This is a genomic window from Rhizobium sp. Rhizsp42 (assembly GCF_047304155.1).
Taxonomy (GTDB): Bacteria; Pseudomonadota; Alphaproteobacteria; order Rhizobiales; family Rhizobiaceae; genus Rhizobium.
Window position 1 is genome coordinate 94,703 of sequence record NZ_JBGLYS010000023.1, and the last position, 13,278, is coordinate 107,980.

Annotated in this window: 13 protein-coding genes and 1 pseudogene; 8 read left to right on the top strand and 6 right to left on the bottom strand. The window is 61.0% G+C overall.

The window, feature by feature from the left end; translation table 11 throughout:
• Window positions 1–109: 109 nt before the first annotated feature.
• Complete coding sequence (locus ACCD05_RS20725) at window positions 110–1,042, top strand: pyridoxal-phosphate dependent enzyme (RefSeq protein ID WP_413394984.1); 933 nt, start codon at window positions 110–112, stop codon at window positions 1,040–1,042.
• Window positions 1,043–1,105: 63 nt separating this feature from the next.
• Here the strand turns inward: ACCD05_RS20725 and leuD are convergent, their stop codons facing one another.
• The 3 genes from leuD to ACCD05_RS20740 all read right to left on the bottom strand — a co-directional run bounded on the left by leuD (window position 1,106) and on the right by ACCD05_RS20740 (window position 2,649).
• A complete protein-coding gene (gene leuD, locus ACCD05_RS20730; protein ID WP_018901042.1) occupies window positions 1,106–1,714 on the bottom strand; it encodes a 3-isopropylmalate dehydratase small subunit in 609 nt (202 codons plus the stop codon).
• 127 nt (window positions 1,715–1,841) lie between these two features.
• A complete protein-coding gene (locus tag ACCD05_RS20735; RefSeq protein ID WP_413394986.1) occupies window positions 1,842–2,270 on the bottom strand; it encodes a VOC family protein in 429 nt (142 codons plus the stop codon).
• Window positions 2,271–2,406: 136 nt separating this feature from the next.
• Window positions 2,407–2,649: a hypothetical protein gene (locus ACCD05_RS20740; RefSeq protein ID WP_018901044.1), complete on the bottom strand. Its 243-nt coding sequence runs from the start codon at window positions 2,647–2,649 to the stop codon at window positions 2,407–2,409.
• A gap of 112 nt (window positions 2,650–2,761) precedes the next feature.
• Here ACCD05_RS20740 and ACCD05_RS20745 point away from each other — a divergent pair, with 112 nt between their 5' ends.
• Window positions 2,762–3,685: an HpcH/HpaI aldolase/citrate lyase family protein gene (locus ACCD05_RS20745; protein WP_413394988.1), complete on the top strand. Its 924-nt coding sequence runs from the start codon at window positions 2,762–2,764 to the stop codon at window positions 3,683–3,685.
• An 11-nt stretch (window positions 3,686–3,696) separates the two neighbouring features.
• Complete coding sequence (locus ACCD05_RS20750; RefSeq protein ID WP_018901046.1) at window positions 3,697–3,903, top strand: DUF1737 domain-containing protein; 207 nt, start codon at window positions 3,697–3,699, stop codon at window positions 3,901–3,903.
• A gap of 25 nt (window positions 3,904–3,928) precedes the next feature.
• Here ACCD05_RS20750 and ACCD05_RS20755 read toward each other — a convergent pair whose 3' ends face one another.
• On the bottom strand, window positions 3,929–4,366 hold the full coding sequence (locus tag ACCD05_RS20755; protein WP_112942703.1) for a metallopeptidase family protein: 438 nt from the start codon (window positions 4,364–4,366) through the stop codon (window positions 3,929–3,931).
• Between the two features lie 163 nt (window positions 4,367–4,529).
• Here ACCD05_RS20755 and ACCD05_RS20760 point away from each other — a divergent pair, with 163 nt between their 5' ends.
• From ACCD05_RS20760 to bfr, 5 genes and pseudogenes are all read left to right on the top strand, one after another.
• Window positions 4,530–5,480: an ImuA family protein gene (locus ACCD05_RS20760; RefSeq protein ID WP_413394991.1), complete on the top strand. Its 951-nt coding sequence runs from the start codon at window positions 4,530–4,532 to the stop codon at window positions 5,478–5,480.
• Window positions 5,481–5,520: 40 nt separating this feature from the next.
• Complete coding sequence (locus ACCD05_RS20765) at window positions 5,521–6,948, top strand: Y-family DNA polymerase (protein ID WP_413395001.1); 1,428 nt, start codon at window positions 5,521–5,523, stop codon at window positions 6,946–6,948.
• Window positions 6,945–10,394 (top strand): error-prone DNA polymerase, encoded by a 3,450-nt coding sequence (locus ACCD05_RS20770; RefSeq protein ID WP_413394993.1) that lies wholly within the window; start codon window positions 6,945–6,947, stop codon window positions 10,392–10,394. The genes ACCD05_RS20765 and ACCD05_RS20770 overlap by 4 nt, the downstream gene beginning before the upstream one ends.
• A 94-nt stretch (window positions 10,395–10,488) precedes the next feature.
• A pseudogene (locus tag ACCD05_RS20775) lies at window positions 10,489–10,883 on the top strand ((2Fe-2S)-binding protein).
• Window positions 10,849–11,334: a bacterioferritin gene (gene bfr, locus ACCD05_RS20780; protein ID WP_018901052.1), complete on the top strand. Its 486-nt coding sequence runs from the start codon at window positions 10,849–10,851 to the stop codon at window positions 11,332–11,334. The pseudogene ACCD05_RS20775 and the gene bfr overlap by 35 nt, the downstream one beginning before the upstream one ends.
• Before the next feature lie 42 nt (window positions 11,335–11,376).
• Here the strand turns inward: bfr and ACCD05_RS20785 are convergent, their stop codons facing one another.
• Window positions 11,377–11,907 carry an RNA pyrophosphohydrolase gene (locus ACCD05_RS20785; RefSeq protein WP_413394995.1) on the bottom strand — a complete coding sequence of 177 codons (531 nt, stop codon included), beginning with the start codon at window positions 11,905–11,907 and terminating at the stop codon, window positions 11,377–11,379.
• 11 nt (window positions 11,908–11,918) lie between these two features.
• The gene (locus ACCD05_RS20790) at window positions 11,919–13,115 is read right to left on the bottom strand and encodes a divergent polysaccharide deacetylase family protein (RefSeq protein WP_111562688.1); all 1,197 of its coding nucleotides are present in this window, start codon (window positions 13,113–13,115) and stop codon (window positions 11,919–11,921) included.
• Window positions 13,116–13,278: the final 163 nt, after the last annotated feature.

Genomic DNA, 13,278 nt, shown 5'->3' on the forward strand with positions numbered 1-13,278 from the left:
ACCAAGAGGCCGTTTCGGTACGGTTGACGCCAGAGTTGAATGATCAGTTGACCCCGTAATTTGCCTGGGCAACAAGAAGGGCATCGTGACCATGATCCGGAAAACGCCCATGCCCGCCGCACCGCTCCATCTCGACACCCCGCTCTTTTTGACATCCGCCGACTATAGCGCCGCAAACCGGCCGCTCTGGCTGAAGCTGGACGCGCTACAGCCGGCCGGAAGTTTCAAGCTGCGTGGCGTTGGCAGGCTCTGTCAGCACGAGGTGGAAAATGGCGCGAAAGAAATCTTCTGCGCCTCCGGCGGCAATGCCGGCATCGCCGCGGCCTATGCCGGCCGCGCGCTTGGCATACCCGTCACCATCGTCGTGCCGGAAACCACCGCCGAGGACGTCCGCCGCTCGATCGCAGCCACCGGCGCCGCCGTCCTCGTCCATGGCTCCGTCTTCGACGAGGCCAACGCCCATGCGGTCAATCTCGCCGCAGAGCGCAAGGCCGCCTATGTGCACCCCTTCGACCACCCGCTGCTCTGGGAAGGCCACGGCACGCTGATCGACGAAGTGGTGGCCAAGGGCGCCGAATTCGACTGCGTGATTGCCAGTGTCGGCGGTGGCGGACTGCTTGCCGGCATCGTCGCCGGCCTGAAACGCAACGGCCTAGACAATGTGCCCGTCATCGCCGTCGAGACTGAAGGGGCCGCATCCTTCAACGCCAGCCTGGCCGCCGGCGAACGCATCACCCTGCCCGCCATCACCTCGATCGCCACCTCGCTCGGCGCGCGCCAGGTCGCCCAGCATGTCTTCGACCTCCCCAAGCATCATCCGATCGAGAGCGTGACGGTGACCGACGCCGAAGCCGTCGCCGCCTGCCTGAAATTCGCCGACGCCTACCGCATCCTCGTCGAACCCGCCTGCGGCGCCGCCCTTGCGGTCACCGACACCCACCCCGACCTCCTCGCCCGCTTCAAAAACCCGCTGATCGAGGTCTGCGGCGGCATCGGCGTGTCGCTGGAAAAGCTCAAGATGTGGAGAGAGCGGCTGCTCTGAGGCAAAAGAAAAAGCCGGCGGGAGAGAACCCGCCGGCTTGATCATGTAATCCTGTCGAGGCGCTTAGGCGGCCCAGGGATGGGAAGCGGCGTTGGCCTTTTCGAACTGGTCGATTTCCTTGCCCTTTTCCATCGTCAGGCCGATATCGTCGAGACCGTTCAGCATGCAGTGACGCTTGAAGGCATCGAGGTCGAACTTGATGGAGCCGCCGTCGGGGCCGGTGATTTCCATGTTTTCCAGGTCGACCGTCAGGATGGCGTTGGAGCCGCGCGAGGCGTCGTCCAGCAGCTTTTCCAGGTTTTCCGGGCTGACCTTGATCGGCAGGATGCCGTTCTTGAAACAGTTGTTGTAGAAGATGTCGGCGAAGCTGGTGGAGATCACGCAGCGGATGCCGAAATCGAGCAGCGCCCACGGCGCGTGCTCGCGCGAAGAGCCGCAGCCGAAATTATCGCCGGCGACGAGGATCTTGGCGTTCTGGTAGGCCGGCTTGTTGAGGACGAAATCCTCGTTCGGCGTGCCGTCTTCATTGTAGCGGGCTTCCGCGAAGAGACCCTTGCCGAGGCCAGTGCGCTTGATCGTCTTCAGGTAATCCTTCGGGATGATCATGTCGGTGTCGATGTTGACAACCGGCAGAGGGGCGGCGACGCCCGTCAGCTTGGTGAATTTTTCCATGGCCTGGCCTCCAGTTCGGCAGAGATAGTGTGTTGATCAGCGTTTAGTCCAGTTTCCCGGCAAAATGAAGGGGAATCTGCAGCACCGGCCAGCGCCCTGAAGAATCGGCCGGCCGGGCGCGACTGATCTAGCCGGCCTTGGCGGGCTCGTTCATCGCCCAAGAGACGCCGAAGGGATCGCGCAGCTGGCCATAGCGGTCGCCCCAGAACATACGCTCGACGGGCATGACGACCTCGACGCCGGCCTTCACCGCCCGATCCCACCACAGATCGATATCGTCGACGACGAGCTGCAGTGAGAAACCCTGGTGCGGCCGAAAAGGATGGCCGTGCTCGGGATAGGCGTCGCTCAGCATCAGCGAGCTGCCGTTGATGTAGAGATGCACATGCATCGTGCGTCCCTTTTCATCGGGCGGCACGACGAATGCCTGCTCGGCGCCGAAAGCTTTTTCGTAGAATTCCGCCGCCTTCAGCGCGCCGTCGACTGTGATGTAGGGGAGCAGCCCGTTCTTGACCGGCGGCATGATCATCTGGCCGGTTTGCGTTTCGCTTTCCATGCAGTCCTCCATTGATGCCTGGGCGTGATGCTTGTGCAGCCACAAGCCTTGCCGCATCTAGGACGCGCGAGCAAAACGCCAGCCGACAGACCGAATGAAATAAATGCGGACGCCAGAAGCGATCGGAGAAAGGCGATCAGAGATCGATGATCGTGCCGCGACCGTCGTTCCAGATGCGCATGGGTTGACCATCGCGCGTCTTGGACTTCGCCCTTGCGCAGACCGGAGCCGCCTTCATCTTCAACGAGAGCGCGCGGCCGACCATCAGCACCGTCAGAATGGCGCCGACGGCGAGCGTCACCGAAAAGGTGAGGAGCGCCAATGCTGCGAATGCGGTGATGCCTGCAAGCAAAAGGAAGACGGAACGAATATTCTGCATGGGTTTGAAACCTTTCTAGGAAAGGAATGTGGTCCTTCGTCTTGTCTTCTGCAAGATAAGCATGGCTTTTTGTTGTCTTGCCATTGCTCACAAAGCTTGACACACATTCGTGATGAGCCAGTCTCCCCTCACCCGTTCAACGAACCTGCGCCGCTCGGTGCTGAGCGTTCCCGCGATCAACCCTCGCGCTCTGGAAAAGACCCATCAGCTCGATTGCGATGCGGTGATCTTCGACCTTGAGGATTCCGTGGCACCCGAGAAGAAGGCCGAAGCGCGCGAAAACCTGGCCGCCTTCTTTCAGGGCAGACCACTCGAGGGCAAGGAACGCATCATCCGCATCAACGGCCTCGACACCAACTGGGGCCGCGCCGACATGGAGCTTGTGAGCGCGCTGGAGCCGGATGCCGTCCTGCTGCCGAAGGTCGGCGAACCACAGGACGTGATGTCGGTCAGCGATCTTCTCGCGGATGCCGATGCGCCTGATGAAGTGCGGATCTGGGCAATGATCGAGACACCCCGCGGCATCCTCAATGCCGCGGCGATCGCCGAAGCCGGGCGAACGGCGGGCTCGAGGCTCGATTGCTTCGTCGTCGGCCTCAATGACCTGCGCAAGGAAACCGGCGTGCTGCCGCAGCCCGGCCGGCAGTATCTTGTGCCCTGGCTGATGCAGGTGATCCTGGCCGTGCGCGCTTACGGCCTCTGCGCCATCGACAGCGTCTTCAATGATTTCAAGGATATCGATGGCTTCGACACCGAATGCGCCGAGGCGCGCGCTATGGGCTTCGATGGCAAGATGCTGATCCACCCCGCGCAGATCGAGCCCGCCAACCGGCATTTCGGCCCGGACGCATCCGCCATCGCCGAAGCCCAAGCGATCATGAAAGCCTTCGCCGACCCCGCCACGGATGGCCTCAACGTCATCAATGTCGGCGGCCGCATGATCGAACGGCTGCATCTTGTCCAGGCGGAAACTCTGGTTCATAAAGCCCGCCTGATTGCAGATCGCCAAAAGGCAAAAGGCCAGACGGCAAACTGAAAGACGATGTGATGAAGCTCTACCGCCTTCTGACCGGCCAGGACGACGCCGCCTTCTGCCACCGCGTAACCGACGCCCTCAACAAGGGTTGGTCGCTGAACGGCTCGCCGGCCATGACCTTCAACTCGCAGACCGGCCAGGTGATGTGCGCCCAGGCGATCGTCAAGCATGTCGAAGGCAAGGATTACCACCCCGACATGAAGCTCTCCGAGCAGTAAGCGCTCAGAGGCGGCGGTCGACCATTTAACGCTCGGCCGCCTCTTCCGCGCTCGCCTCGATCCGCTCCATGTCGTCGTCGCTGAGACCGAAATGGTGGCCTATCTCGTGGATCAGCACGTGGGTGATGATATCGCCCAGCGTCTCGTCGTTCTCGGCCCAATAATCGAGGATCGGCCGCCGGTAGAGGCGGATGCGATTGGGAAGCTCGCCCGTTTCCATGGTGAAGCGCTCGGAAATCCCGCGCCCCTCGAACAGGCCGAGCAGATCGAACGGCGTTTCCAGCGCCATGTCCTCAAACACCTCGTCATCGGGGAAGTCTTCGATCTCGATCGTCAGATTGGTGGTCAGCGCACGGAATTCTTCCGGCAGGTGGCTGTAGGCCTCCATCGCCAGGGACTCGAACGTGCTGATTGTCGGAGCGTGGCGATCCTGCCAATTGTCGCTCTGGTCTATGCGAGCCATAAAAGCTCCTTTCCTTTGCCGCCCATATAGAGCCTTTGCAGCTGATTTTCGAGAGCGGAATCAAAGGCAGGAATAAATTCACATCAAACGGCTGTTGACTCTTCGGTCGAGCTCTGGAATCCATAAGAACATAATAGGAACATCCGTTAGATGGAGTGACGTCGTGGCACAGTCGGCCGTGGCGCGCGAGCGGCTTTTTGCGCTCCGCGAAACCATTGCAAAGCTTGAAGGAAAACCGGTGCCCGCATTGGCGGCGGCGGAAAATCAGGCTTTGGCCGAAACCGTTCTCGACAAGCCGAAGAGCGAAGACGCCCTGCGTCTGCCGCTTGGCATCCCCGCTCTGGATGAGGCACTCGACGGCGGCCTGCCGCTCGATGGCCTGACCGAAATCCGCACGACGCTATTGCGCAATGCCGGCGCAAGCAGCGGCTTCGTTCTGGCGATCGCGGCCATGCTCCAGCATGGGCACGAGGAGGGGGCGAACGCGCACCTGCCGATCCTCTGGATCGCCGATACTGTGGCGACGATGGAGGCCGGGCGGCCCTACGCCGTCGGCCTCAGCGATTTCGGCCTGAAGCCGCGGCTCTTCCTGCACGCCGCACCCAAAAAGCTGGAGGATGCGCTGTGGCTGGCGGAAACCGCCGTCGAAAGCGGCGTCTTTCCGGTCACCATTCTCGAGGTTCGCGGTAATCCCAGGCCCTTCGGCCTGACGGAAAGCCGCCGTCTCAACCTGCGGGCAAAGGCGTCTCGCCGCCCGCTTTTCCTGTTGCGGCAGGCAGCGGAGGAAGAAGCCAGCAGCGCCATCTTCCGCTTCCTTGCCGAACCCGCGCCATCTGCGGCGCGGCCCTTGCCTGATGGTTCGATGCTGGGCGGCAGCATCGGCAATCCGATCTTTCGCATCACCCTGGAGAAGAGCCGAAACCCGGCTCCTTTCTCCATTCTTCTGGAGTGGAACCCCCATGACCGCCGGTTTTTCCCTGTCCGCCCATCAGCCAACACTCGCTTTCCAGGCGAACGCTCAGCGCATTCTGGCGCTGCATTTTCCGCATTTGCCGACCGATCGCATATCCAGGAAGAAATGGGGTCTCGCCTGGCGTTTGCGCAATCGTCCTGAGACGCCGCCGATCGTCTGCTCCGGCCGCCACGCCAACACCATGCGGTTGACGGCGCTGGACGAGGCAGCCGAGGCGATCAACCTGAAAAAGAACATGGGCGTTGCCGAAGCCCGCGCCATCCACCCGACGATCGAGGTAATCGAGGAGGACCCGGCCGCCGACCAGCGCTTTCTCGAAGGCATCGCCGATTGGTGTGACCGCTATACGCCATTGGTGGCGCTCGACGGCAGGGATGGCCTGTTTCTCGACATCACCGGCTGCGCCCATCTCTTCGGTGGCGAAAAGGCGCTGCTCAAAGATATCCTGTCCAGGCTCTTTCAAATGGGTATCGACGTCCGGGGCGCGATCACTGCCTCCCCGGGCCTCTCCTGGGCGGTCAGCCGCTTCGGCCAGGGAGGCGTGATCGACGCGGATGAGACGGAACGGGTCGTCGCCCCACTTCCTGTCGCCGCACTTCGCCTCTCGGACGACACGATCGCAGCGCTCACCAAGATGGGCCTGAAATACATCGGCGACCTGATGGAAACCCCGCGCGCCCCGCTGACCCGTCGTTTCGGCGCAAGCGTGCTGTTGCGGCTTGACCAGGTGCTTGGAACGGATGAGGAGCCGATATCGCCGCGCCTGCCCGTCGCCAGCCTCTCGGCCGAGCGCCGCTTGATGGAGCCGGTCGCCGCGGAAGAGGAGATTCTGGCCGTCACCGACCAGATCGCCCATGCGCTGAAACCGTCACTGGAGGCACGCGGCGTCGGCGGTCGCGTTTTCGAACTCGTCCTGTTCCGTGTCGATGGCAAGGTCTTCCGCATTGCGGCCGGCACGACAAGGCCGCTGCGGGAACCCAGGCGCATCGCCATCCTCTTCACCGAACGCCTGCAGGCCGTCCATGACGATCTCGATGCCGGCTACGGATTTGAGATCCTGCGCCTCAATGTCCTGCGCCACGAAAATTTCGATACGGCCCAGAGCGATTTCGAGGGGCACCGTCAAACGGACGCATCGCTGGCCATCTTCGTTGATCGCGTTTCGGCAAGGCTCGGTGCCGATTGCCTGCAAACCTTTCAGTTACGCGAGAGCCATATACCAGAAAAGGCGGCTATTCTCGTCCCCGCGATCGACGCTTTATCGGCATCCCGAATTGAGCAAATCATTACACCACCAGCGCGCAGCGAAAGACCGGTCCGTCTCTTGCAGCGGCCGGAACCCATGGATGCTTTCGCCGTAGAGGTTCCCGACGGCGCACCCGCCAGCTTTCAATGGCGCCGCACGCGCCACCGCGTCGTCAAAAGCGAGGGGCCTGAACGGATTGCCGAAGAATGGTGGATGAAAGACAAGACCGACGACAAGGATAAACCCTCGCGCGATTATTTTCGCATCGAGGACGATCAGGGCTATCGGTTTTGGATCTATCGCGAAGGCCTTTACGGCTACGATGAAAAGCAGAGCTGGTACATGCATGGAATGCTCGCATGAACGCCGGTTTTTTCGAGATCGGCGCCAAGACGAACTTCTCCTTTCTTGAAGGTGCATCCAAGCCTGAGGAGATGGTGCTGCAGGGCACGCTCCTGAAACTGGGCGGTCTCGGCATTGCCGACACCAACTCTGTGGCCGGCGTCGTCAGGGCGCATGCCCAAGCCAAGGCGATCAAAGAAAAATACGAGCGAAAACAGCAGGGACGGCTGCAGGGGGACGAGAAGCCAGAAACCGTTCTCGACCCAATTCGCTTTCAGCCGGGCGCTCGTCTCGTTTTCTCGGACGAGACCCCCGACATTCTGGCCTATCCACAAGACCGAAAAGGCTGGGCCCATCTTTGTCGCCTGCTGAGCGCCGGTAATCTGCGCGCGGAAAAGGGCAGTTGCCTCTTGCAGGAGGCCGACCTTATCGAATGGGGAGACCGGATGATGCTGGCGCTTGTTCCAAACCCATCAATCGCCGACGATACCAGTCGTCACCCCGCCTTCGAAGCCTGCCTCCAACGCCTGCGCGAGCGTTTCCGTGGTAAGTTCCACATGGCACTGACGCCCGCTTATGACGGCCGCGACAGGCGCGTTTTTTCCGTTCTTTCCATGCTGGCCGCCCGCAACCGTGTGCCTCTCATCGCCACCAACCAGCCGCTATTTCACGAAGCGGCTCGCCGCCCCTTGTCGGACGTCGTCACCTCGATACGTGAACACGTTCCGATCTATAAGGCGGGCTTCCTGTTGGCGCCGAATGCAGAACGCCATCTGAAAGACGAACGTGAAATGAAGCGTCTCTTCAGGGATCATCCGGACGCGGTCATCAACACACAAAGGTTCTTCGCCGGGCTGAGTTTTTGCCTCGATGACCTGCAGCACAATTACCCGGATGAAAACGACGAGGGTGAAACCCCTTACGAGACACTTGAACGCCTGACCTGGGCCGGAGCCGCCAGACGTTTTCCAGAGGAGATGAAGGAGAAAACCAGAGCGCAGATCCGCTATGAGCTGGAACTGATCAAGGAAAAACAATACGCGCCTTATTTCCTGACGGTCCACAGGATCATCATGCATGCCCGATACAAGCTACATGTTCTTTGCCAGGGCCGAGGCTCGGCTGCCAACTCGGTCATCTGCTACTGCCTGGAAATCACCGAGGTTAATCCGGAGAAGAACAAGCTTCTCTTCGACCGCTTCATGTCCACGGACCGCGACGAGCCTCCCGACATCGATGTCGATTTCGAGCACGACCGGCGTGAAGAGGTGATCCAGCACATATACCAGCGATACGGAAAGGAGCATGCCGGGCTCACGGCGGCCGTGACCAGCTACCGCACGCGTTCCGCAGGGCGGGAGGTTGCAAAGGCGTTTGGCCTGTCGGAAGACGTCCAATCGGCGATTGGCAGTCTGGTCTGGGGCTGGTCTGACGACAAGCTTTCGGAACGCGAGGCCAAGGCTGCTGGTCTTGATACCGGAAACGTCGTGACCAACAACGTGCTGAAATATGCCTCAGAGCTTCTGAGCTTTCCCCGCCACCTCACCCAGCATGTCGGTGGTTTCGTCATCACTCGCGATCGGCTCGATGAAGTCGTGCCCATCATGAACACGGCCATGCCGGACCGTTACATGATCGAGTGGGACAAGGACGATCTCGACAATTTGAAGATATTGAAGGTCGACGTTCTGGCACTCGGCATGCTGACCTGCCTGCGCAAAGCCTTCGACCTTCTTCTGCTGCATTACGACGAGAAGAAAACCCTCGCAGATCTCGGCAATGCCAAACACGAAGACGAAGAGCCCGTCTATGACATGATCTGCCGGGCCGATACGCTCGGCGTATTCCAGATCGAAAGCCGGGCGCAGATGAGCATGCTGCCACGCCTGCGCCCAAGAGAATTCTACGATCTGGTGATCGAGGTGGCGATCGTCCGGCCCGGCCCGATCCAGGGCGACATGGTCCACCCATATCTGAAGCGACGAGAGCAACGACGGCAAGGTATCCCGATCGACTATCCAAGCGAGGAGCTAAAAGACGTTCTGAAACGGACATTGGGTGTCCCTCTCTTTCAGGAACAGGCGATGCAGATCGCCATCACCGCGGCCGGTTTCAAGCCGGCGGAAGCCGATCAGTTACGCCGGGCGATGGCGACCTTCAAGCGAACCGGCACGATCGGCAATTTCGAAAAGCGCTTCATCGACGGCATGATGTCCAAGGAGATCTATTCGAAAGAGTTCGCACAGCAATGCTTCAACCAGATCAAGGGTTTTGGCGAATACGGCTTTCCGGAAAGCCACGCGGCCTCCTTCGCGCTGCTTGTATACGCCTCCTCCTGGGTGAAGGCCTATTACCCCGATGTCTTCTGTGCGGCCATGCTGAACTCGCAGCCGATGGGCTTCTACGCACCGGCGCAGCTGGTCCGCGACGCCAGGGAACACGGCGTGGAGATCCGGCCGGTCGACATCAACAGCTCGGATTGGGACTGCCTCCTGGAAGGCGGACGCTTCGATGGTCGTCGGATCGATTTCCGCCATCGTGAGATGACTGATGTCATCAAGGCAAATCACGCCGTTCGCCTCGGCTTTCGCCAGGTAAAGGGGCTATCCGAGGAGGCCATACGCGAGAAGCTTATGGCAAACAGGAAGACGGGCTATGCCTCCATCCGCGATCTCTGGCTGCGCTCCGGCCTCGACAAATCCGATATCGAGCGGCTGGCGGATGCGGATGCCTTTAACAGCATCGGCCTGTCCCGGCGCGAAGCGCTATGGGCCGTCCGCGCGCTCGATGTGAAGAGCGCGGCCGAACGTTTGCCGCTTTTCGATCAGACCTCCCATCTCGACCTGCAGGTCGAGCCTGAGGCTAAACTGCCTGAGATGCTGCCGGGCGAGCAGGTGGTCGAGGACTACCGATATCTGTCGCTGTCGCTCAAGGCGCATCCTCTGTCCTTCCTGCGCGACGAACTGCGTGGGATCGGCATCACCCGTAGCGTCGACCTGCTCAAGGTGCTGAACGGCCGGTGGGTGACGATTGCTGGCCTCGTTCTGGTGCGCCAGCGCCCGGGCTCGGCCAAGGGCGTGATCTTCATGACGCTGGAGGATGAAACAGGCGTGGCCAATGCCATCGTCTGGCCGAAGACCTTCGAGAAATACCGCGCCATCGTCATGGGCGCCCGACTCGTCAAGATCCGCGGCAAGCTGCAGAGCCAGAGCGGGGTGATCCATACGGTTGTCGATCATATCGAGGACATGACGCACGCTCTGGGGCTGCTCCAGAAGGAGGCCAATCGCTTCGGCGTCTGCGACCGCTCCGACGAAGCGCGCCGACCGACCGCCGATCCCCGGCAGAAGAAGCTCAACGAGACATTGGAGAAGGCGGTGATGGAAAAAAGAATGACCACGCATGACAAGCGAGGGCGGGATGAAGCCACGGCCTCGGTCATGCCGAAGGGACGTAATTTTCATTGATTTTCAATGGTGGGTCCGATCGGGCATCGTCGCAAGCGGAGAGCCGTCCGCTTCGATTGGATCGTAAGTGAGCCGGAGGGCCGGCGAAGCGAGAGTGCCTGAATATGAATCTTTCTTGACAACGAGCGTCTTCTTTAGCAAAAAGACGATAGTCATTGTCATGTTTGGAATGAAGACGTGCTTGTCTGCAGCTGCAATTACATAACCGACACTGAAATCCGGGAGGTTATCAACAGCCTTCTCGATGAGGACTGTTGGCAGCTTATTGTCCCTGCGAAAGTCTATCATGCCATGGAAAAACGCGGCCGTTGCTGCGGTTGTTTCCCGAATGTGGTCGACATCATCATTCAGACGACCGAGGACTATCACGCCCGTCGCCACTCGACGGATGCCGAAATATTTGATTTCATGTCCCGCCTCAGAAACTTCCATGAAGAAAACAGGAGAGCGGACATTGAAAGGCGACAAAAAAGTCATCGAGCGGCTTAACGAGGCCCTCTTTTTGGAGCTTGGTGCTGTCAATCAGTACTGGGTTCACTATCGTTTGCTCGAGGATTGGGGCTACACCAAGCTTGCCAAGAAAGAGCGCGCTGAATCGATCGAAGAAATGCAGCACGCCGACAAGCTCGTCGCGCGCATCATTTTCCTAGAAGGCCATCCCAATCTGCAGACGCTTGCGCCGCTGCGCATCGGCCAGAACGTCAAGGAAGTTCTGGAAGCGGATCTCGCCGGCGAATACGACGCCCGCACCGCCTACAAGAAATCCCGCGATATCTGTCATGAGGCCGGCGACTACGTTTCCATGAAGCTCTTCGAAGAGCTCCTCATGGACGAGGAAGGCCACATCGACTTCCTCGAAACGCAGCTCGAGCTGCTCGGCAAGATCGGCGAGGCCAAGTACGGCCAGCTGAACGCCGACTCGGCCGACCAAGCCGAATAATCAAGCCACAGGAGCCGGTCGCCCAGGCGGCCGGCATCCAAATCAAGCGGCCGACAATCCAGCGAGATGGCTGAACTCGCTGACCACCTGCTCGTAGACACCGCGCTTGAACGAAACGATCAGTTCCGGCAACTCCGCCATCGGCTTCCAGTCCCAGGCGTCGAATTCCGCAGAATGTCCACCCGGCGGCGGGTTGATGGCGATCTCGCTCTCATCGCCATCGAAACGGAAGGCGAACCAGCGCTGCGTCTGTCCGCGAAACTTGCCCTTCAGACCGATGCCGATCAGCTGCGGCGGCAGATCGTAGTTGATCCAGTCTTTCGCCTCGGCAAGCAGCGTCACCGTCTTCATCCCCGTCTCTTCATAGAGCTCGCGGTAGGCCGCCGTCAGCGGGTCCTCGCCCTTGTCGATGCCACCCTGCGGCATCTGCCACAGCTGCGGCGAGCCGTCATACTCCGAATTCTCCGCCGGAATCCGGCGGCCGGCCCAGACGAGCCCGGCGCGGTTGAGGATCATCACGCCGACGCAGGGGCGATAAGGCAGATCTTCGGCTTTAACGGTCGATTGGCTCATGGTTGTCTCTGCTAGGGTTTCTTTGGATCATTGGTCAGCGCGGCGATCCCGACGATCTCGATGCCGCGCATCGCCGCTTCTTCCGTCCATTTTGAAATGGCATCGATGCTCTCGTCAAATGCGGAGGCAACGCCGATCGCCTGGCCGTTGCGCTTGGCCACGCGCTCGAGTTCGTCAAGCTTGTTGGTGATCGCGTTGAAATCCACCTGCCCGTCGAGCTGCACGTCCGCGAACGCGTATGGCGTCTCCGTACCCTTGGCGATCGCGGCGGTCTTCGACTGCGCCGAGGTTCCGTCGTCGAGAAACAACAGCCCGCGCTTGCCGATATCGCGCATGACAGGCTCCAGGGCATTCGCATCAGAGAGGAAACGGCCGCCCTGATAGTTCAGTACGCCGGTGTAGTTGGTGATTTCACCCATCGCCCGGTGCAGGCTCTCGATATTCTTGGCGACGCTTTTCGACGTCAGCAGCGTATCGGGACCCGGATCGTTCGCCGGGTAATCGAAAGGCTCAAGCGGCACCTGGATCAAGATCTCGTGGCCGGAGCGGCGCGCCTCCTGCATCCAGCGTTGCAGGCTGTTGCCGCTGGCGGCAAAGGCGAGCGTCACCTCCTCGGGTAACTGCTGGATCGCCCGCTGCGTGCCCGTCTGGCTGAGGCCAAGACCGCTCACGACGATCGCGATCCGCGTCCCATGAGTCCCCGACCATGGCCGTGCATACTGATCCATCGGCCGGCGGCCATCGGGGCCAACGATCGGCAACCGTCCGAACGACGACGCCTCGAGCAGGGCATCGTTCGGCAGCGCGGCCATTCGCGGATCCTGGCCCACCTGCATGGCGTCGATCAGAACGGGGCCGTTTCCATCACGGGTCTTCGGGCTGTATTTGGTCACCACCGAGCCATCCCCCGTCGTCATGCGCTCGACATTGGCGCCGGAATTCGCGTCGCTGCGCGGCATGCCGTTGAGAGGCGTCGCATCGGGCGTGGCGGTCTGTTGAGTGGTGTCGGTGGGAACGGCGGAGGCCTGCTCCTTGGCGGGCGGCGTCTCGCGCTTCAGGCCATCGCCGCGAAAGGCGGTATAGACCGAAAAGCCGCCGATTAGCACGAGGCAAAGCCCGGCAACCACCCGCCCCGTGCGCAAGACGCCAGGGCGCTTGCCGCCAGGCTTGCGGTTCTGTCCAAGGGGCGCGTGCAGATCGGTATTCATTCTTCGGCTGCTTCCATCGACAGGACAGCAAAAAGGGGGGGGGGGGGGGGGGGGGGGGCGCGGCCCCCCCCGCCCCCCGCCGGGGAGTAGGGGGGGGGGGGGGGGGGGGGTGGGGGGGGGGGGGGGGGGGGGGGGGGGGGGGGGGAGAGAAAAAGAAAAAAAA

Coding starts and splice junctions, on each gene's coding strand:
- leuD (WP_018901042.1), bottom strand. CDS start 1,714: ATGGAAAAATTCACCAAGCTGACGGGCGTCGCCGCCCCTCTGCCGGTT.
- ACCD05_RS20750 (WP_018901046.1), top strand. CDS start 3,697: ATGAAGCTCTACCGCCTTCTGACCGGCCAGGACGACGCCGCCTTCTGC.
- ACCD05_RS20765 (WP_413395001.1), top strand. CDS start 5,521: ATGCGGTTGACGGCGCTGGACGAGGCAGCCGAGGCGATCAACCTGAAA.
- ACCD05_RS20740 (WP_018901044.1), bottom strand. CDS start 2,649: ATGCAGAATATTCGTTCCGTCTTCCTTTTGCTTGCAGGCATCACCGCA.
- ACCD05_RS20785 (WP_413394995.1), bottom strand. CDS start 11,907: ATGAGCCAATCGACCGTTAAAGCCGAAGATCTGCCTTATCGCCCCTGC.
- ACCD05_RS20725 (WP_413394984.1), top strand. CDS start 110: ATGCCCGCCGCACCGCTCCATCTCGACACCCCGCTCTTTTTGACATCC.
- ACCD05_RS20755 (WP_112942703.1), bottom strand. CDS start 4,366: ATGGCTCGCATAGACCAGAGCGACAATTGGCAGGATCGCCACGCTCCG.
- ACCD05_RS20770 (WP_413394993.1), top strand. CDS start 6,945: ATGAACGCCGGTTTTTTCGAGATCGGCGCCAAGACGAACTTCTCCTTT.
- ACCD05_RS20790 (WP_111562688.1), bottom strand. CDS start 13,115: ATGAATACCGATCTGCACGCGCCCCTTGGACAGAACCGCAAGCCTGGC.
- ACCD05_RS20735 (WP_413394986.1), bottom strand. CDS start 2,270: ATGGAAAGCGAAACGCAAACCGGCCAGATGATCATGCCGCCGGTCAAG.
- ACCD05_RS20745 (WP_413394988.1), top strand. CDS start 2,762: ATGAGCCAGTCTCCCCTCACCCGTTCAACGAACCTGCGCCGCTCGGTG.